Origin of the sequence: Streptomyces sp. NPDC001401 (assembly GCF_042895385.1) — a bacterium.
Taxonomy (GTDB): domain Bacteria; phylum Actinomycetota; class Actinomycetes; order Streptomycetales; family Streptomycetaceae; genus Streptomyces.
Genome location: NZ_JBIAWI010000010.1, coordinates 1 through 17,425, shown reverse-complemented (window position 1 = coordinate 17,425; position 17,425 = coordinate 1). Strand labels below are relative to the sequence as shown.

Annotated in this window: 21 protein-coding genes, 1 tRNA gene and 1 pseudogene; 10 read left to right on the top strand and 13 right to left on the bottom strand. The window is 67.5% G+C overall.

Annotation, left to right across the window (positions count from 1 at the left end; genetic code table 11):
- Positions 1-117: 117 nt before the first annotated feature.
- From ACFY10_RS29695 to dcd, 3 genes are all read right to left on the bottom strand, one after another.
- Positions 118-935 (bottom strand): IS5 family transposase gene (locus ACFY10_RS29695; RefSeq protein ID WP_390668271.1). Its coding sequence is split into 2 segments (ribosomal slippage): positions 118-593 and positions 593-935, totalling 819 coding nucleotides; the frame shifts between segments, so codons are not numbered across the junction.
- Positions 936-1,724: 789 nt separating this feature from the next.
- Positions 1,725-2,234, bottom strand: coding sequence for a phosphoribosyltransferase (locus tag ACFY10_RS29690; protein ID WP_390668646.1), 510 nt, complete (start codon positions 2,232-2,234; stop codon positions 1,725-1,727).
- A gap of 14 nt (positions 2,235-2,248) precedes the next feature.
- Complete coding sequence (gene dcd / locus ACFY10_RS29685) at positions 2,249-2,824, bottom strand: dCTP deaminase (protein WP_390668270.1); 576 nt, start codon at positions 2,822-2,824, stop codon at positions 2,249-2,251.
- Between the two features lie 523 nt (positions 2,825-3,347).
- Between dcd and ACFY10_RS29680 the strand changes: the two genes are divergently transcribed.
- Both ACFY10_RS29680 and ACFY10_RS29675 read left to right on the top strand, forming a co-directional pair.
- A tRNA-Gly gene (locus ACFY10_RS29680) sits at positions 3,348-3,421 on the top strand.
- An 82-nt stretch (positions 3,422-3,503) separates the two neighbouring features.
- Complete coding sequence (locus ACFY10_RS29675) at positions 3,504-3,650, top strand: hypothetical protein (protein ID WP_275778267.1); 147 nt, start codon at positions 3,504-3,506, stop codon at positions 3,648-3,650.
- Positions 3,651-4,187: 537 nt separating this feature from the next.
- Here the strand turns inward: ACFY10_RS29675 and ACFY10_RS29670 are convergent.
- Positions 4,188-5,015 carry an oxidoreductase gene (locus tag ACFY10_RS29670; protein WP_275778269.1) on the bottom strand — a complete coding sequence of 276 codons (828 nt, stop codon included), beginning with the start codon at positions 5,013-5,015 and terminating at the stop codon, positions 4,188-4,190.
- A 95-nt stretch (positions 5,016-5,110) separates the two neighbouring features.
- On the opposite strand from ACFY10_RS29670, the gene ACFY10_RS29665 reads away from it, so the two are divergent.
- On the top strand, positions 5,111-5,563 hold the full coding sequence (locus ACFY10_RS29665; RefSeq protein WP_390668269.1) for a MerR family transcriptional regulator: 453 nt from the start codon (positions 5,111-5,113) through the stop codon (positions 5,561-5,563).
- Positions 5,564-5,748: 185 nt separating this feature from the next.
- Here the strand turns inward: ACFY10_RS29665 and ACFY10_RS29660 are convergent, their stop codons facing one another.
- Both ACFY10_RS29660 and ACFY10_RS29655 read right to left on the bottom strand, forming a co-directional pair.
- Entirely contained in the window at positions 5,749-6,570 is an 822-nt protein-coding gene (locus tag ACFY10_RS29660; protein ID WP_390668268.1) for a phosphotransferase, read from the bottom strand.
- A gap of 42 nt (positions 6,571-6,612) precedes the next feature.
- On the bottom strand, positions 6,613-7,206 hold the full coding sequence (locus ACFY10_RS29655; protein WP_275778272.1) for a TetR/AcrR family transcriptional regulator: 594 nt from the start codon (positions 7,204-7,206) through the stop codon (positions 6,613-6,615).
- Positions 7,207-7,371: 165 nt separating this feature from the next.
- Between ACFY10_RS29655 and ACFY10_RS29650 the strand changes: the two genes are divergently transcribed.
- Positions 7,372-8,517 (top strand): FAD-dependent oxidoreductase, encoded by a 1,146-nt coding sequence (locus tag ACFY10_RS29650; RefSeq protein WP_390668267.1) that lies wholly within the window; start codon positions 7,372-7,374, stop codon positions 8,515-8,517.
- 84 nt (positions 8,518-8,601) lie between these two features.
- On the opposite strand, the gene ACFY10_RS29645 is transcribed toward ACFY10_RS29650, so the two are convergent.
- Entirely contained in the window at positions 8,602-8,907 is a 306-nt protein-coding gene (locus ACFY10_RS29645; RefSeq protein ID WP_390668266.1) for a hypothetical protein, read from the bottom strand.
- Positions 8,908-9,141: 234 nt separating this feature from the next.
- Between ACFY10_RS29645 and ACFY10_RS29640 the strand changes: the two genes are divergently transcribed.
- From ACFY10_RS29640 to ACFY10_RS29625, 4 genes and pseudogenes are all read left to right on the top strand, one after another.
- On the top strand, positions 9,142-10,149 hold the full coding sequence (locus tag ACFY10_RS29640; protein ID WP_390668265.1) for a terpene synthase family protein: 1,008 nt from the start codon (positions 9,142-9,144) through the stop codon (positions 10,147-10,149).
- A gap of 51 nt (positions 10,150-10,200) precedes the next feature.
- On the top strand, positions 10,201-10,812 hold the full coding sequence (locus ACFY10_RS29635) for a winged helix-turn-helix transcriptional regulator (RefSeq protein WP_390668645.1): 612 nt from the start codon (positions 10,201-10,203) through the stop codon (positions 10,810-10,812).
- A gap of 24 nt (positions 10,813-10,836) precedes the next feature.
- Positions 10,837-10,980: pseudogene (locus ACFY10_RS29630) on the top strand (IS5/IS1182 family transposase); the annotation flags it as partial.
- Between the two features lie 109 nt (positions 10,981-11,089).
- Entirely contained in the window at positions 11,090-11,809 is a 720-nt protein-coding gene (locus tag ACFY10_RS29625) for a hypothetical protein (protein ID WP_390668264.1), read from the top strand.
- 36 nt (positions 11,810-11,845) lie between these two features.
- Here ACFY10_RS29625 and ACFY10_RS29620 read toward each other — a convergent pair whose 3' ends face one another.
- The 5 genes from ACFY10_RS29620 to ACFY10_RS29600 form a co-directional block, all read right to left on the bottom strand.
- Positions 11,846-12,544, bottom strand: coding sequence for a DUF4232 domain-containing protein (locus ACFY10_RS29620; protein WP_390668263.1), 699 nt, complete (start codon positions 12,542-12,544; stop codon positions 11,846-11,848).
- 215 nt (positions 12,545-12,759) lie between these two features.
- Positions 12,760-12,906 (bottom strand): DUF4333 domain-containing protein, encoded by a 147-nt coding sequence (locus ACFY10_RS29615; RefSeq protein WP_275778281.1) that lies wholly within the window; start codon positions 12,904-12,906, stop codon positions 12,760-12,762.
- A 236-nt stretch (positions 12,907-13,142) separates the two neighbouring features.
- On the bottom strand, positions 13,143-13,565 hold the full coding sequence (locus ACFY10_RS29610) for an organic hydroperoxide resistance protein (protein ID WP_275778283.1): 423 nt from the start codon (positions 13,563-13,565) through the stop codon (positions 13,143-13,145).
- A 106-nt stretch (positions 13,566-13,671) separates the two neighbouring features.
- On the bottom strand, positions 13,672-14,730 hold the full coding sequence (locus ACFY10_RS29605; protein WP_390668262.1) for a hypothetical protein: 1,059 nt from the start codon (positions 14,728-14,730) through the stop codon (positions 13,672-13,674).
- Positions 14,731-15,107: 377 nt separating this feature from the next.
- Positions 15,108-15,539, bottom strand: coding sequence for a hypothetical protein (locus ACFY10_RS29600; protein WP_390668261.1), 432 nt, complete (start codon positions 15,537-15,539; stop codon positions 15,108-15,110).
- A 130-nt stretch (positions 15,540-15,669) separates the two neighbouring features.
- Between ACFY10_RS29600 and ACFY10_RS29595 the strand changes: the two genes are divergently transcribed.
- Together ACFY10_RS29595 and ACFY10_RS29590 are read left to right on the top strand one after the other, a co-directional pair.
- Positions 15,670-16,590: a helix-turn-helix domain-containing protein gene (locus ACFY10_RS29595; protein WP_390668260.1), complete on the top strand. Its 921-nt coding sequence runs from the start codon at positions 15,670-15,672 to the stop codon at positions 16,588-16,590.
- The gene (locus ACFY10_RS29590) at positions 16,560-16,796 is read left to right on the top strand and encodes a hypothetical protein (protein WP_275778288.1); all 237 of its coding nucleotides are present in this window, start codon (positions 16,560-16,562) and stop codon (positions 16,794-16,796) included. The genes ACFY10_RS29595 and ACFY10_RS29590 overlap by 31 nt, the downstream gene beginning before the upstream one ends.
- Before the next feature lie 316 nt (positions 16,797-17,112).
- On the opposite strand, the gene ACFY10_RS29585 is transcribed toward ACFY10_RS29590, so the two are convergent.
- Positions 17,113-17,292, bottom strand: coding sequence for a hypothetical protein (locus ACFY10_RS29585; protein ID WP_390668259.1), 180 nt, complete (start codon positions 17,290-17,292; stop codon positions 17,113-17,115).
- Positions 17,293-17,425 lie beyond the last annotated feature (133 nt).

Genomic DNA, 17,425 nt, shown 5'->3' with positions numbered 1-17,425 from the left:
AGACGGGGACTCACGGGGAACCGAGGTTCGCAGGGGTGAGTTCCATCAGGCGGGACCAAGGTAGGGAATCCCCCGGTCAGGTCGGAGATCGCCCAACCTCGCTCCTAAGACCGTGTCCTATGTGGTGAGGCGGACGAGTCGCTTGTAGCAGCAGAGAGCGGCTGCGAGTCCGAGGAAGGCCAGGTAGTTGCGGGGATCGCGTTCATAGCGAGGGCTCAGGCGCCGGTAGCCAGAGAGCCAGGACATCGTCCGCTCGATGACCCAGCGGCGGCGCCCTAATCGTTCGCTGGATTCGACGCCTTTGCGGGCGATGCGTACTCCGATGCGCTTCCATCGGAGCCATCTGCGCAGGTCGGCGCGGTCGTAGGCTTTGTCCGCGTGGAGGCGCTGGGGCTTGAAGTGGCGGCCGCGGCGGGGGTCGTGTCTCGTTTGGTGACCCTCGATCATGGGCTTCAGCCCTTCACTGTCGTGGGTGTTGCCGGCCGAGAGGCCGACGACCAGGGGCAGTCCGTTCGCGTCCGACAGGACGTGCATCTTGGAACCCGGCTTGCCCCGGTCCACCGGGCTCGGACCTGTGAGTTCGCCCCCTTTTTAGCCCGCACGTGAGCGGAGTCGAGGACCACGCGCGAGACATCGATGAGGCCAGCGTCATCGAGCCGGTGCAGCACCGCCTCATGCAGCCGGCCCCACACCCCGGCCCGCGACCAGATCAGGAACCGACGGTGCGCGGTCGACTTCGATATCCCGAAACACGGCGGCAGAGCCCGCCAGGCACAACCGCTGACCAGCACATAGACGATCGCCGCGAACAGCGTCTCATCAGGCGTGTCCTGCGTTCCACCGCCCTGTGGCCGCACCTTCGACGGTGGGATCAGCGGCTTCGCGATCTCCCACAGCCCGTCCGGAACAATCCAACTCCACGTACCCCGCCCCATGTACGACTCAACGTCCGCCTCACCACATAGGACACGGTCTAAAAATGCGCTTCCCCGCGGCCCAAGGGGACCCGACGAAGCCCCCCGTTGATCCGTGACGCTCCTGCCAGCCTCGAAACCGTCAGGAGATAAGGAGTGGCAGAGGACTTCGAGTCATCTGCATAGCGCCGGCTGCTACGGATGCTGTTCCAGGGCGCCATCTGGATCGTCCAGGGCGGATCGTGCCAGATCACGGAAGTGGCTCAAGCTCGGCCAATGGGCAGGTCTGAACGGGGGCGGGTCGCCTTGCCTGGCTGGCTCCAGCCCTCGCACCACGAGAGTGCTACGCAGGATGGCCCCGTAACCCCGTGTTACTGATCTGGCTTCCGCAGCGACGATGCCAGGTCCCGCCAGCGCCACAGCGTCCTCAGCCTTCGCGAGCGCTGACATGAGTCGGCGCGCCTCAGCGGCTCGCTCCGGCAGGTCTGCCGGTGCCGAGTCCCCCATCGAGTTGAGGGCGGACACCACTGGCGCAAGTTCCGCTGTTGCGTTTACGAACTGGGCGTAGGCATCGGCGCGAGTTTGCCGCCGCCACTGCTCGTGCTGTGAGCGGCGCTGGGAGTTCCCCGTGTTCTTGGCCGCACGTACGGCCCCGAAGGCGCCCAGCCCTGCCCCAACTACAGCCGCAGCAGCGGCAATTGATGCTGTTCCCCCTAGATCCATTCGCGCATTATGCCAAGCCGTCCGGGCATGCTGCGAACCGGATCAGCGGTGGACTTCGCCGAGTCCGCTACGCGAAGGCTCACCGATTCAGAGCGCTTCCTTCGAGGGCGTCAGCGGCTCGCCCGACTTACGTACTACAGGCAAAACACTCCACGGAAAGTTGATCCAGTCATCCGTCCGCTTCCACACGTACTCGCACTTCACCAGCGACTGCGACTTCTCGTAGATCACCGCGGAACGCACCTCGGCCACATGGTCGAGGCAGAAGTCGTGCACGAGTTTCAGCGTCTTCCCGGTGTCGGCGACGTCATCCGCGATCAGCACCTTCTTGTCGGTGAAATCGATCGCATTCGGGACAGGAGCCAACATCACGGGCATTTCAAGCGTCTGTCCCACTCCTGTATAGAACTCCACATTCACCAGGTGGATGTTCTTGCAGTCGAGGGCGTAGGCAAGCCCACCCGCGACGAACACGCCGCCGCGCGCGATGCTGAGCACGACGTCCGGCTCGTACCCGTCGTCGGCGATGGCCTGCGCGAGCTCGCGCACGGCGCCCCCGAACGCCTCGTACGTCAGGTTCTCCCGCACACCGCTCACGCCGCTCACTCCACTCACACCTGGGTCCGATGGAAGTTGAGGTAGGACCGGGAGGCGGTGGGCCCGCGCTGCCCCTGGTACCGGGAGCCGTAGCGCTCGCTCCCGTACGGGTGCTCGGCCGGCGAGCTCAGCCGGAACATGCACAGCTGCCCGATCTTCATGCCGGGCCACAGCTTGATGGGCAGGGTGGCGAGGTTGGAGAGCTCGAGCGTCACATGCCCGGAGAAGCCGGGGTCGATGAACCCGGCAGTGGAGTGGGTGACGAGCCCGAGCCGGCCGAGGGAGCTCTTGCCCTCGAGCCGCGAGGCGAGATCGTCGGGGAGCGTGATGACCTCGTACGTACTGGCGAGGACGAACTCCCCGGGATGCAGGATGAACGGCTCGTCGCCCTCCGGCTCCACGAGCCGGGTGAGATCCACCTGCTCGACGGAGGGATCGATGTGCGGGTACCGGTGGTTCTCGAACACCCGGAAATACCGGTCCAACCGCACGTCGACACTCGACGGCTGCACCATGGATTCGTCGTAGGGATCGATCACCACCCGCCCGGCGTCGATCTCGGCCCGGATGTCCTTGTCAGAGAGAAGCACGCCCCGAGGATACGCAAGGCGCGCGGACCGACCACAATCGCGCCGACCCACGCGCCCGCTCCTGCTGTTCTCTGCCTGTGTTCCTGATGCTTCTAATGCTTCTCAAGGCTGACCGGCACCACACTGCGGAGCCGGGCACACCGTGGACACCGGACGAGCCGGCCGGGGCCGAGCCGCTCGGCCTGCTGCATCGGGAACGAAGCGGTGCTGAACACGTGCCCATCGGCACAACGGACGACGGTGCGCTCCATCAAGTCCTAGAGTCCCTTCCCCAAGAGCCGCGTCTGGCTACTGCTCGCCTGACGACAAATGCCACATTACGGGATCAACGGAACGGCTCTCCAGGCGGCACTCCAACCTCGCCCAGACCCTCTCCCACCCCTCCACCGTACGCCCCAACTCCGGCCCCACGCAGCCTCATCACCGCCCGAAACGCACGCCGGCCCCACGGCTTCAGCGCCGGGGGCCGGGGATGAGGTAAGGTGACGATGCGTTCGGACACCGGCTCGGGTCGGCGTCTTACGCGGGTGTAGTTTAATGGTAGAACATCAGCTTCCCAAGCTGAGAGCGCGAGTTCGATTCTCGTCACCCGCTCCATAATGAAACCCCAGGTCGGCGACCTGGGGTTTGTTTGTTGTCTAGTCCAATTCGGGGGTGGCGTGCCTGCAGGAGGTCGCGCATGGCCGGGTTCGAGATCAACAAGCGGGCCATCGAGAACGTGCAGCGAGAGATCGCGAAGGAATTCGAGCGCGCGGCCCGCAAGCATCCCATCCGCGTTCCGGTCCAGGTGGATGCTCCAGCGCTCCCGTCTACTTCACCTAACTGACTCCCAGGTCTTCCTCACTTGGCGGGCGACTCTCTGTCTGTGGACGAGATCCTCGGCGCGCTGGAGCACCTGACCCGGCGGGGGCTTGTCCGCCGGGTGGGCATGAACTCCGGTCGGCGGCGGGAGAGATGGGCGTGATTGGTCCGCTTGTCTCGCTCGTGGAGGCGGCTGGTGCTGTCGGTGCTTGGTTTGCTGGAGGCTCGGGAGAAGAGCGTCCGGGAGGAGGTCGCACGGTTGCGGGAGGAGGCCGAGCGGGTGCAGGCCGCGCTCGGTGATGCGGAATGCGCGCTTCAGCGGCTGGTGGATGCCCGGGCGACGGTGGCCGAGGTGCTGGCCGAGCCGCCTTCTGTAGTCCCGGAGCCGTTGCAGAGCGCGGTGGCGAGGTCGCCGGTCCCGCGGCGGGACGGGACCTCCCGGTACTCAGGTGACCCGCATCGCCGAACTACCAGGAGGTCCCGTCTTCATGCGTCGGCCCCGGTGCGATCGCCCGATCAGGAACCCGCGTTCGAAGCGGCAGCCCCGTAAGCGGATGACTTCTCAGATGGCGGTAGAGAGTGCTACGTGGCGCCATTGGTCGAGTTCACGCCGTACCAGATCCAGCTTCGCCTCGACGCGCTCGACCGCGTCCGCGCCCAACTGCAGGCGCAGCGGCGGCTCGGCGACCTCGGTGACATCGACGATGGCCTTGGCTCCCTTCAGCGGATCGCCTGGCTGGCGGCCGTCGTTCTTGGCCAGTGCCTCGCGCACCGGCCCCGCGCCGGCGACGTAGTCGGCGATGGCGGCTGGTTCGACCTGGATGCTGGAGCTGTTGAGGAAGTCGGTGCGAAAGCCGCCCGGCTCTATGATCGTGACGCGGACGCCAAGCGGGGCCAGCTCGCCGTGCAGTGCCTCGGAGATGCCCTCGAGGGCGAATTTCGACGCGCCGTACAAACCCGCCGCCGGAACAGTGGCGAAGCCGGCCACGGACCCGATGTTCAGGACATGTCCGGATCGCTGGGCACGCAACGTCGGCAGGGTCGCCCGCAATGTGTTGAGCACGCCGAACACGTTGACGTCGAACAGATCCCGGGCAGCCTCGTCGGAAGTCTCCTCGATCGCGCCCACGAGGCCGTAACCGGCGTTGTTGGCCACGATGTCGATCCGGCCGAACTCCGCCAGGCCGGCCTTCACCGCAGCCGTCAACTGCTCCGGTTTGGTCACGTCCGCGTTCACCGCCAGCAATCCGTCCGGCTTTTCCGGGTACGCCTGGAGCACCGCCGACACGTCCCTCGCCGTAGCGATCACGCTGTGCCCTCGGTCCAGCGCCTCCCGGGTGATCTCCGCGCCGAGCCCACGCGATGCACCGGTGACAAACCAAACGCTCATGTTTCCCCCATATTCAGATCGCCCGATTGGCCAACATCTCGACGCTAGAACCTAGAGTCGGGTCTAGATCAATATCTGTGTGACGGGAGTCGCAAATGGACCTGAGCATCGGTGAGGTGGCGGAGCGCAGTGGGCTGAGCGTTCACGCGCTGCGGTTCTACGAGCGGGAGGGCCTGTTCGCCAACCCCGTGCGCCGCCTGCCCAACGGCCGTCGGATCTATCGCGAGGAAGATTTGGAGTGGCTGGCGATCTGCACCAAGCTGCGCTCTTCCGGCATGTCACTGGTGATGATCCGGCAATACATCGAGCTGGTCCGCCAGGGCCCGGGCAACGAACATGAGCGGCTGGAGTTGCTACGCCGGCACGAAATCCACGTGGAGGCGCAGATCCGGGAGTTGCAAGAGACCTTGGACGTGATGCGGCACAAGGTGCGGATCTACGAGGATCATGTCGTCCGCGGTGAGGCCGACCGGCTATGGAATCCGTCCCACCCGGATGCCGCCCAGGCCGGCACTCACCATGAATGCCAGCCGCCAGAGGGCGAGTGATCGTCCGCGCACGGTCTGCGTGGAGTCGGCCCGCAACGTCTACCGCTCCTTCACCCGCAGCACCCAGTCCGCCAGCCTCCGGCTCCACGCCGCCAGGAACCCACGTTCGAACCGACAGAGCAGGCTCGGCAGCACGCGACACGCTTCGCCCGGCCGCGTCTGCCCGACCTCGAAACCCTCGGGATCTACCCCGCCGCGAAGGCGTCCTCGACCTGATCGAGCCGGTCCGTCCACCAGTGCAGCAACACCTCGTCCGCGGTGAACAACTCATCGCAGGAGAAGTCGCCGCGGTCGTAGTGGAACTCCAGCTGCCAGAAGTCCGTCATCCGCTTCCACCACAGCCTGCGAACACCATCCGCGAGCGCGCTGTCTTCCAGCGGCATCACGGACCGGTACCCACCGACGAACGCCGAGACACGGGCGAGGTCGAACACCCCGTCCACCCCGAACTGCACCTGCGCCGTCCGAGCGACCTCTTCCGCATACGGCCGCACGCCGACCCGGTCCCAATCCAGGACGGCGGCAAGCTCCTCGCCATCCCACAGCAGATTCCGGTACTGCATGTCACCGTGCGTCCACCCGTGCGCGCCTTCAGGGGCCACCTGCTGCGGGCGGCCGTCGGCTTGCTTGCTGATCAGCTCCCGACGACGGTCGAGAGCTGCGGCGGCCGCCTCGTCGAAGAGGCTGCCGGTCCCCTTGTCGGCCACTGCCGCGGTAAGTCGGTGCGACTTCTCAACCGCCTGCTCCGGCGACGTGACCTCCGCCGTAACCGCATCGGGCACGACGGGCAACAAGCCCATGCCGTCGCCGGCGAGCGCAGCGAGCACGCCGAGGTTGCGGCTCAGCCGGTCAAACGACACATCGGTGACCCGGCGCTCCCGCACCTCTTCCAGCCCGAAGGCGCTGGCCAGCTCGGCGAGGATGCTGCCGGGGATTAAGGGATGACGGGATGTCAGTTCTCGTTGCCAGGCAGGGTTTGAGTGCGACCGAGACGCGTCGTGGGGCAAGCCGAGGCTGGTCGAGGACGGGTCCGGGAAACGGCCCAGGCGTTACTGCGCGGGCGGCTTGCTTGGCGGCTCCCAGCCGTGGGTGAGGATGTCGAAGAGTGCCTCGACGGCGGCCCGGCGGTCCTGCCGGCCGCGAGCGAGCACCGGGATCTCGAGTACGAATCGGGCAAGAGCCACACATGCGATGTTGTCGTGGTCCACTCCGAACTCGTCGGCGATGGCTGCGCTGAGGCTGTCGGTATAGCGGGTCCACATGCGTTCGGCGTAGGCGCGCAGTACCGGCGTGGAGTTCACCAGGTTGGTGAACGCGGCCGCCTGAGGATGCGCCTCGATCGACGGCCAGGTGTCCAGGACGTGCTGTCGAAGGGCATCGAGGATGCTCTGGTCGGAGGGTCGCTGCCGCACCGCGGCGACCAACTGTGACTCTCGGTCTTCGTCCTGGTCGAATACCAGCGCTTCCTTGCCGCTGAAGTGCTTGAACACGGTGGCGGTCGACACGTCGGCGGCGTCGGCGATGTCGCGGATGCTCACCTGGTCGTAGCCGCGCTCCAGGAAGAGTTGCAGTGCGGCGTCGGCGATCGCCTGCCGGGTGGCCGCCTTCTTGCGGTCGCGGCGGCTGGCAGAGGGCATGGTCATGGCTGGAGCGTACCCGATAGTCGAATCAGTCACTAAGTAGAGTCGTTGCACTTTTCTACTCGCTCTGATTTTATAGGCGTGGCGGGCACCTGAGCGGCACATCCGGTGCCGAGGTCGACAACGCCCCGTCTGCTCGCCCCTCTTCGCCGACTGAAAGGGACAACCATGAACTCCCCAGACCCCGCCCGGGCCCGCATCAGCATCATCGGTGCCGGCCCCGGTGGACTGACCTGCGCCCGCATCCTTCAGCAGCGCGGCATAGCGGTCACCGTCTACGACCGCGACCGGGGCCCCGACGCGCGCAACCAGGGCGGCACCCTCGACCTGCACGCCGACAACGGCCAGATCGCCCTGCGCGAAGCCGGTCTGCTCGACGAGTTCTTCAAGCTCGCCCGCCCCGAAGGGCAGGAAATGCGCCGGATGGACCCGAGCGGCACGATCACGTCCCATGAAGTCCCGGCGGCCGACGAACTCTTCAAGCCGGAAATCGACCGTGGCCAGCTGCGTGACCTGCTGCTCGACTCCCTGCAGCCGGGAACCGTGCACTGGGGCCGCGCCCTCGACACGATCAGTGGACCCGACGACGGGCCGCGGCAGTTGCACTTCACCGACGGCACGACCATCCAGACCGATCTGGTCATCGGCGCCGACGGGGCCTCCTCCCGGGTACGCCCGGCCGTGTCCCCCGCCGTCCCCCAGTACACCGGGGTGAGCTTCCTGGAAGCATGGTTCTCAGACGTCGACAACCGGCACCCGGACATCGCCGAGCTGGTCGGCCAGGGCAGCGCCCACGCAGCCGACGGTGAACGCGGCCTGTTCGCCCAGCGCAACAGCGGAAACCACATCCGCGTCTACATCATCCAACGAGTCCCGGTCGACTGGATCGGCACGAGCGGCCTGACAACCGAGGACACCGACGGCATCCGCGCCCTGCTCCTGGGCGAGTACGCCCACTGGTCGCCCCGCATGCGCCGGATGATCACCGAGAACGACGGCCCCTACGTCGACCGCCCGATCTTCGCCCTCCCGGTCCCGCACACGTGGGAACACAACCCGACGGTGACCCTGCTCGGAGATGCCGCCCACCTCATGCCCCCGCTCGGCGTCGGCGTCAACCTAGCCATGCTCGACGCCGGCGAAATCGCCCTCGCTCTCGCGAACGCCGCCACCGTCGCCGACGCGATCCGCATCTACGAGAAGACCATGCTCCCCCGCTCCATCGAGACGGCCAAGGCCCTCGAAGGCGGCGCCGAACACCTGCTGTCCGCCGACATACCCGACCTCGGCAGCAACAACGACGCCCAGCGCTAAGAACTGACTGAGGTCTTCAGCCGCCGTCGGCACATGATGGTCGCAGCCGAGGGTGATGAAGGCTTGGTGGATGCCGTTGCGGATCTACCAGCGGATGCGCAGGCGCCGGAACCAGTGCAGCGGTGCGATGGCGCCCTCTGCGACCCAGCGGTGGACTCCGAGGCCGGAGCAGTGTTCGGCGCCGCGTCGGGCGATGACCGGAGTGATCTCGAGCCGGCGCACCTTGTCACGGTCGGCGTCGTGGTCATAGCCACGGTCGGCGTAGACCCGGCGGGGCCGACGCAGGAGCCGGCCGCTCCTGCCGCGGATCGGCAGAACGGCCTGGATCAGCGGGATCACCTGCATGACCTCCAGCAGCTCCGTCTTCTCCCGTCGGCCATCCCGCTGCAACTAGCGATAGTCGGCCAGGGCTAGTAGCACACACGGAAGGCAGCCGAGCGGCGGGCGTATTGGGCGGCCGTCACGGGCAGAACAATCCCGAGCAGCATGCGGCAGAGGCGGCCCGCCGAGCACGGCGGTGCACGAGCCTACCGAGTGCGAGAGACCAGCAACCACCTGTAGACGTAGGCGTCCGCGCCATCGAATCCCCCTGGACATCCTCGTCGCCCCTGCCCAGGAGGCACCATGAGCACGCCCCCGCCACCAAACGTCTTCATGCCCTTCCCGCCGGCAGGCTCCAACCCCCACGCCCCGCAGGCGGAGGCTGCCATGTGGGCCTGGCTGGAGACCTGCGGGCTCCTGCCGACCGAGGCGGCCCGGCTGCGTGTTGAACGAACCCGCCCGGCACTGATGTACGCACAGTGGTGTCCGACGGCCGATCCGGACGTGCTGGCGTTACTGACGCAGTATCTGGCCTGGGCATTCATCGTGGACGACGAGTTCGACATCCGGATCCCCGACCCCGATCGCTGCATCGCAACCGTTACCGCTCTGGACACGGTGTTCGATCCGCACTTCCGGGCGGCGGGGAACGGCCCCCTCGTCGACGCGTTCGCGGACCTGTGGAGGCGATTGTCCCTGGGGCGTTCCGAAGGATGGAGGAAGGCGTTCCGGTCCGAGGTGAGGGCGTGGCTGTGGACCTACTACCGAGAGGCCGTGGGACACCTGACAGGGCACCTGCCGGATATGGACGCCTACAGGGCACACCGCAGAGACGGAGTCGCCCTGTACATGTTCATGGACATCAGTGAGATCGCGTCGGATATCGATCTCCCCGAGAGCGTGCGGCAGTTGGCAGCCTTCCGGGACCTGAGGGATGCCGCCGAGGAGCACATGGGCCTGTACAACGACATCTGCTCGCTCGACTCGGACGAACGCGTGGGCTATCGCTACAACGCGGCGCTACTCCTCCAAGACAACCAGGACTTCACGCGTGAGCAGGCGGTCGGCGCCGTGAACAACATGCTCACCGCGTGCCTGCAACGGTTTCACACCGCGATGGAACAGCTCCCCGTCCAGCTGGAAACTGCAGGGATCAAGGGCCAGACGTATGCCGATACCTTGCGGACGGCAGAGGACTACGCCCGGTATGTGCGAGCAAACTTCGACTATCACCAGCAGACTCCCCGCTACACCAGCGTGCCGGAGGTCGCCCTGGAGGGCATGCTCGGGCTCAGCACGCCGGATGAGTAGTAGCTACGGGCCAACTATCGCTGAAGGTCACAGCGACCCCTTGTCCGCTCCCTGGATGTTGTCGGGGAACGGTGGAACCTCCTGCTGGTGCGGGAGCTGTCGCTGGGGCCGCGCCGCCCCCGCGACCTCGCGGCGGGCCTGCCGGGCATCCCCAGCAACGTCCTGGCCGCACGCCTGAAGGACCTTCAGGCCGCGGGCGTCGTCGTCCGGCGAACCCTCCCGGCACCGACCGATGTGACCGTGTACGAGTTGACCGACGCCGGCCGGGCGCTGCAGCCCGCGTTCAAGGAGCTGCTGGCCTGGGGCCGGCGTGCACCGGAACCGGCCCCGGACGACGCAGTGCAGCCCAGTTGGGCCATGCAGAGCGTCATAGGCCGACCCAGTGCGCTGGCCGAGGGGCAGACCTGCGAGCTGCGGATCGAGGACGAGGTCTTCTATCTGGGGTCCGACGGCGGCAGGGCCACCGTTCGCCGCGCGCCGGCACCGGACGGAGACGTGGTGGTCACCATGTCCCTCGACACCCTGTACAGCCTCCTGACCGGCCAGGCGACGGCGACCGACGCCCTCGGGCGCGGCACGGTCGACGGCGAGGTCGGCATCGCCCACCACGCTCTGGAGGCGTTCGCGGGGGCGGGACTCGTCGAGCAGGCAACTGCGGGCTGAGAGCCGGCCCGTACCCGAACCGGACATGCGAAGATCCGGGCCCTCGTCGAGCAGGCCGTCGCCGTCCTCAAGTCCTGGCAGCTCCTGCGCAAGCTCCCATGTTCAACCACTCGCATCACGCGCATCGTCCAGGCCGTCCTCTGCCTACATCTGGCCGGCTCAGACTGAGAATCAGACTCATCACGACGGGAATCGTCGCCTCCGTATGGCTGTCCAGCACGTAAAAGGTCGCGGGTGTCTGAGGCTGACCAGCCAGTAGAGTCCGTGCGGGATCCGCGTGGCACGTCGCAACGTCGAGGGGGAGGCGAGGCCGGTGGGCGCCGAGGCTGGGACGGTGGCGGCAGGGTTTCCGGAGGAGGAGTTCCCGTACGTCGGTGACAACAGCCGCAACTGCCGCATCGCCGTGGAGCGGCCGGAGGCGGGGCGGCCGGCGTTGTTGCATCTGGTGAAGCGGGGGGAGGGCGAGTTCGTGCTGTCCGGGCAGGAGCGGGGAGCCGGTGCGACCCGGGATGCGCCGCCCCACATGTACTCCACTGATGACTGCGATGCGCGACTCCTGCTGCCGGTGAACACCACCCATCTGAAGGTCGAGCCGTATGAGGGCGAGCCGTGTTCCTGGGCGATGCGGGTGCTGCCGCTGGGGGATGCGGCGGTGTTCACCGGCGAGCATGTGGGGGAGAGTTCGGACGTCCTGTATCGGTTCGACGCCGAGCCGGGACTGTTCGAGATAGAGGTCGAGAGAGCGGAAGATCACCAGAACTGGGAGGTGTCGTTCGTCTGTGACCACCAGTTGGGCGGGCCGCTTTACGTCGACTCCCTCTGCTGGGAGTGCAAGGCGATCACCGACCGAGAGGCCGAGCGGATCGGCACGCGGCTTGCGGACTACGTGGAGGCGACCGGCGAGGATGGCGGGCGCTTCTTCCTGCCGGGCAGTGGTGTGATCACCTTCGTCTCGGAGGACAACTGTCGGTGGTCGTTGCGCACTGCGCGGCTTTGAGCCCTGGCGAACCCGACGAGGGCGTTGCTGCTGGGCTCACTTGCCGGAGCCGACGTGGTAGCCGACGGGGTCGACGTAGACGTCCGGAGCGTTGCCGCTGGAGGCGGAGATGGTGAAGGCCAGATCGTTGAGATCCACGATCTCCGAGACCTTCTCGTTGGGCGGGGTGACGGAGAGCCGGGTGTAGGTCTTGCCGGAGCCGCTGGTGTCCGGGATGAAGTGCAGCAGGAAGCGTGTCTCCTCGCCGGGCCCGATGGTGACGGTGGACGCGGAGACGTCGGTACGGGCGGCGTCGGGCCCGGTGTCGCCCAGGCCATCGGGGCCTACGAGTTGGACGCCCGGGAAGCCGTGCATGCTGCACGCGCTGGAACCGGTGTTCTTCAGGTTGACGACTATCTCGTTCTTGGTCCCCGTGGCGGTGGCGCTGGGGGCGAGATGGTCGGTCTTGCACCTGGAGCCCGACGTCGAGGACTGGGCAGCGAGCTTGCTGCCCTTGCTGGAGCCGGTGGAGGTGCCGGACGAGGACGAAGCCGAATTCGAGCCCGTGCCGCCGGTGGAGGAGTCGGACGAGGAGGAACCTGAGGTCGAGCGCGTGCCGCCGGTCGAGCTGCTCGCAGCGGTGGACGCGCCGGTGTTGGCGGAAGCGCTCGATCCGTCGCTGCTGCCGCACGCGGTCAGCGAGAGGCCGGCAGCAGCGAGGATGAGGGCGAGGGCGGGCATCTTCTTGACGCGCATCGGTACTCCTGGGAAGTGGTGTTGTATCGGTCGTTCGCTCCGGCTGAGCGGGCACGGTTGGTTCATAGGAGGCCTGTTGCCGGGCGATGCGTTGCGTAGGGGTTGCGCCAAGACGCCTCTGTGACAGGGGAGTTGACGCGCCGTTACGGGAAAGCGGAGGAACTGGGACAGGCCGGGCCCGTTGCGCTGGCTGCCGGGGCTCTGAAGGTCTCGCCCTACTTCGCCAGGCCGTAGTCGAAGCTCACTCGGTCGCCGTTCACTGCGGTCACGGAGATCAGCATCGTCTTCTTCTCGCCGTTGAAGACGGCGGTGCACGCCACGGTGTCGTCCATCTTCGCGTGCAGCCCGCTCGGGCAGCTCACGGACTGCGGCCGTCCTGGTGTCCACCTGGACGGCCTGGAGGAGGCAGGGGCGCGGCTGTGGCCTGCAGCATGTGGCCTCGTCGGCAGCGGCGACGAGGACGAGCCCGACTGTGTGCCGGACTCGCCGCCCGCCTGGCCGCGAACGGTCGACATCGGATCGGCTCCCGGTGCCCGGTGAGCTCTCTCACCGAGCGGGAGCCTCCGTCATGAAACGGGCCTGGGCGGCCCGGAGAACCTCAGACCGTGGCTTTGAGGGTCACTTCGATGTTCCCCCGGGTGGCGTTGGAGTACGGGCACACCTCGTGCGTGGTCTTCACCAGCTGATCGGCGGTGGACTGCTCCAGGCCGGGCAGGTACGCCGTCAGCGTGACGGCCAGGGTGAATCCGCCGTTGTCCAGAGCGAGCAGGCTCACCGCGGACCGGACCGTCGACTCGCCCAGCTTGAGCTTCTGCTGACCCGCGATCAGTCGAAGTCCGTTGTGGAAGCACGCGGCGTACCCGGCGGCGAACAGCTGCTCGGGGTTCGTCTTGTCGCCGCCGGGGCCGCCCATCTCCTTCGGGACCGCGAGCACCTCGTCGAGTACGCCGTCGAGGGAACGGACCTCCCCGTTTCGGCCGTCACCGGTCGAGAGGGCCTCAGTGGTGTAGAGCGCAGACATGCTGTGTCCTTTTCGTTTCGTATCTGTAGGCGCCACAGTTCGTGGGCAGGCAAGGGTTCGGAAATGACGAGTAGTCAGCACGGTGGAGTGGGGGCCGCCGCAGAGATCACCCGACGTCGACGGGGCGCAGGGTGAATCCGTCGTTGGGCCGGCCCATCAGCAGGGCGGCCAGCCCACCGCTCAGGGCATACGTCGAGCCTCGGGGGCCGGCCGTGACGGCGCTGGTGACCGGGTCGGCGACGCTGTCCGTAACGGTCACGGTGGCAGCCTTCCAGTGGTCGCAGGGGCGCACCCGTTGCACTACGGCGGCCTCTCCGGTGAGCAGGCCGCTGCTGACCGCGGCGATCGAGCCGTCCGGCAGGACCCGGATGCCCGCGGTGAGAGCGGAGAGCCGGGTGGAAAGCCGTACCGCACCGGCCTGTTCGGGGTGGCGGGTCGGCACCCGCACCAGGCTGCCGTCGGCCTTGGCGACGATCAGGAAGTCCCCTGGCATCCACGCCACGGCGGTGGCGCCCACGCCGGTCAGGAAGTTCGGGATGTCCACCGTGCCGGCCAGGAGATCGTCGCTCAGCAGGACGGAGGCCCGTCCGTGGCGGTCGATCCGGAACACCGTCGGGGTCAGCTGGTCGACGGCGTATGCCGTTCCGTCCGGAGCCACCGTCACGTCGGCCAGCAGGTGTTGCTTGCCGTCGCCCGCGACCTTGTTGAGGTCGGCGTACCACTGCCGGCGCCCGCTGGTCGCGTCGTAGCTCGCGACGCCGGCGACGCTCAGTTTCGTGGAGGGCGACGAGCGGTCGGCGAGTCCGTAGTCCACATTCGTGGCCAGCACCCGGTTCCGTCTGGAGTCGACGCGGACGCCCTGAACGGACACCAGCCGCTTGTCGTCGACGAGGGTACGCACCGTACCGTCCGTGCTGACGGTGGAGATGGTGCTGTGCGCCAGCGAACCCACCACGAACTTCCGCGAGTGCGGGTCGTAGTCCACCGAGTGGGGGAAGACCCCCGGCCCCCGGGCGTCAATGGCCTGCGCCTGGTGCGGCCGGCTGTAGGCAGCGGCACTGATGTGCCGGCCGGGCGTGGCATGGGCGGCGGAGTTGGTCAGCGCCGTGCCGGCTGTCGCCAGCGCGGCAAGGACCACGGCGGCGGCGGAAAGCCTCAGTCTCATCGGTATCAGTGTCTTTCTCTCTCAACACGGCCATGGTGAAGCGCTGTTGACGCGTCACGCTCGCGACTTGAGCGGCAGTGTCGTGCGCCTACGGCTACTGAACGGTCAGACGGCCGGCTCCCCTCAGTGAGGGGGCGAGTGGTGCTTGCCGTTCGTGGATCCGAGTCTGCCTCCGCGGCCCGCGGGCAGCCTGCCTCCGTCAGGGGCAGGCTGCACTGCGACGGCACGCGGATACTCCCCCGCGTGATCAGAAAGCTGAGGCCGCAGGAGATCTCGTAACCAAGCCGTTTACGACCGCATCCGCTCTCTCAAGGTCACTTCGACTTTGAAATGGCCCGGCGGCTGACGGCGGTGCCGGAGATCCGCGGCGCACCACTTTACGAAACGATGAGCCGTTCGAACTGGAAGGTGATGCTTTCACCGTCGTAGCGAATGGGCTGCGCGGAGGCGAAGTTGTAGCTGTTGATCGGGTTGTCATTCCAGTCACGCAAAACGACGGTGAAGTTCTTGCGTCCGCCGCGATTGATCCAGTCGGTGAGGGGCTGGGTGCGGCCGGCCCCGCGTACCAGGGTCACCTGGTTGCTGCTCAGGCCCTCGACCCTCGCGAGGTACTCGGTGAGGGTGTTGTCCATGTAGAACGCGTACGAATGAGCGGTGAGATCGGCGGCGGCCCGGGGGCCGGAGGCCAGGGTGGAGACCGGCGCGGTGGCGGCAGACGCGCTGGCGCTGCCGGAGAAAAGGCCGAGGGTCAGCACAGCCATGGCGGTTGCACCAGGCAGGAGCAGGCGGCGGCTGATCGAGCGTGTCATCACGGGGTCCTCACGGTCGAGAGTGAAGCAGGTCGACTGGAGAGACCGGGCAGCAGCAGAAGGGGTTACGACGCAAGGTAACCATGGGAGGGGCAGGCTACGGGGCGCCGGGGCGTCCATACTCGGCCGCATGAACAAGAAACCGGGTCTGGGCGACTTCCTGCAGACGCGCCGGGCGCAGTTGCTGCCGGCTGACGTGGGGCTGCCGGATTTCGGAGAACGGCGGCGCGTGCCGGGGCTGCGACGGGATGAACTGGCCCAGTTGGCGGGGATCGGCCTTTCCTATTACACCCGGCTGGAGCAGGGGGTGTCGCTCAACGCTTCACCGGAGGTGCTGGACGCCCTTGCCCGGGCCCTCGGTCTGGACGAGGTGGAGCGAACTCACCTGCACGATCTGGCTCGCGCCACGCGTCGCAGCGGCAAGCGCCGCAGGCCGGCGCCCGAGCACATGGGTGAGACGACCATGCAGTTGCTCGAAGCGTTCGGTGACGCACCCGCGATCGTGCTGGGGCGCCGCAGCGACGTGCTGGCGTGGAACCGTACGGGACACTCCTTGTTCGCCGGGCATCTGGACCGGCGCATACCCGATCAGCCGGACCGGCGCCCGAACATGGCGCGGATGGTCTTCCTGGACGCCCACACCCGGGACCTGTTCGTGGACTGGCGGAAGAAGGCCAGGACGGTGGTGGGAAAGCTGCGACTTGCCGTCGGTCAGTATCCGGACGATCCGGCGCTGGCCACGCTGATCGGCGAACTGGCCATGAAGAGCACGGAATTCGCCGCCCTGTGGTCCGAAAACCGGGTCAGGAACTGGGAGATCGCGGCCTATCGCATGCGTCACCCTCTCGTCGGCCAGATGCACCTCAACCTGCAGACCCTGACAATCCCTCAGGAGCCGGGGCAGCGCGTCGTCGTGGCGACCGCCGAGGCCGGTTCGGGCTCACAGGCAGCCCTGCACCTTCTCGCCCGAGCCAGCTCCCCCGCCCCCCGGCAGGCAGGGCACAGCTCCGCGACCGCCGAATGCGCACAGGCCGAGACCAGCGCGATCTGACCACCGAGGTCCGCTTCAGCTTCGGCACCTTCGTACCCAGCGCCTACCGGGCCGGCGCCGCCAGCCGATTCGGCGGGACCTTGCCTCAATTCCGGAAGCGTTTCGAACGCGAGGCCGGTGCGCTGGACCGCGTCCAGGGGGCGCACATGGTTCGGCTGCTGGACAGCGGCTGCGACGATGATCTGGTGTGGGTCGCCACCGAGTAAGTCCCCGGGCCCACGCTCGTCGAAGTCGTCGACGCACACGGGCCGATCGACGCGACGGCCGCCCGGCGCCTGCCGGCCGGCCTGGGACGCACGGTCGAGGCCATCTGACGCTCGGGGATCGTCCACCGTGACCTCAAGCCGTCCAACGTGATCCTGGCGGCCGACGGCGCCCGCGTCATCGACTTCGGTGTCGTCCAGGCCGCCGGCGGCACCACGATCACCGCCGGCGGCCAGAACGTGGGAACCACCGCCTCTATGCCCGGAACATCCTCGTCATCACCGAGGCCGGCAGCCACGCGGACGTCGCGGCCCTCGCCTACATCGCCGCGTTCGCGCCGGACAAGGGCGAGCCGGTCAGCTCCCTGATCGCCGAGCCGCCGCCCGGGGCTCCGGTCCCGCCGATCCTGCCGCCCCAGGACGGGTTCCTGTTCCTGGACCGGGAGAGGTTCGCGGCCTCCTTCGCCGCCGACGTGCCCGAGAAGCCGGCAGCGATCACGGCCGACCGCAGGTCCCTTGGGGCCTCGACGCCCTCTTAGAGGCCCTAACAAAGGCGTCGTACGTGTCTGTAGGTGATGAGGCAGGTGGCGAGGCCGAGGAAGGCTTCGTGGATGTCGTCGCGTCGTTCCCAT

Bases quoted from the DNA above. Each gene is read 5' to 3' on its own strand.
- ACFY10_RS29655 (WP_275778272.1), bottom strand. From the start codon at position 7,206: ATGACCATGCCCTCTGCCAGCCGCCGCGACCGCAAGAAGGCGGCCACC.
- ACFY10_RS29670 (WP_275778269.1), bottom strand. From the start codon at position 5,015: ATGAGCGTTTGGTTTGTCACCGGTGCATCGCGTGGGCTCGGCGCGGAG.
- ACFY10_RS29595 (WP_390668260.1), top strand. From the start codon at position 15,670: ATGAACAAGAAACCGGGTCTGGGCGACTTCCTGCAGACGCGCCGGGCG.
- ACFY10_RS29665 (WP_390668269.1), top strand. From the start codon at position 5,111: ATGGACCTGAGCATCGGTGAGGTGGCGGAGCGCAGTGGGCTGAGCGTT.
- ACFY10_RS29675 (WP_275778267.1), top strand. From the start codon at position 3,504: ATGGCCGGGTTCGAGATCAACAAGCGGGCCATCGAGAACGTGCAGCGA.
- ACFY10_RS29600 (WP_390668261.1), bottom strand. From the start codon at position 15,539: ATGACACGCTCGATCAGCCGCCGCCTGCTCCTGCCTGGTGCAACCGCC.
- ACFY10_RS29640 (WP_390668265.1), top strand. From the start codon at position 9,142: ATGAGCACGCCCCCGCCACCAAACGTCTTCATGCCCTTCCCGCCGGCA.
- ACFY10_RS29650 (WP_390668267.1), top strand. From the start codon at position 7,372: ATGAACTCCCCAGACCCCGCCCGGGCCCGCATCAGCATCATCGGTGCC.
- ACFY10_RS29590 (WP_275778288.1), top strand. From the start codon at position 16,560: ATGCGCACAGGCCGAGACCAGCGCGATCTGACCACCGAGGTCCGCTTC.
- ACFY10_RS29620 (WP_390668263.1), bottom strand. From the start codon at position 12,544: ATGCGCGTCAAGAAGATGCCCGCCCTCGCCCTCATCCTCGCTGCTGCC.
- ACFY10_RS29610 (WP_275778283.1), bottom strand. From the start codon at position 13,565: ATGTCTGCGCTCTACACCACTGAGGCCCTCTCGACCGGTGACGGCCGA.
- ACFY10_RS29605 (WP_390668262.1), bottom strand. From the start codon at position 14,730: ATGAGACTGAGGCTTTCCGCCGCCGCCGTGGTCCTTGCCGCGCTGGCG.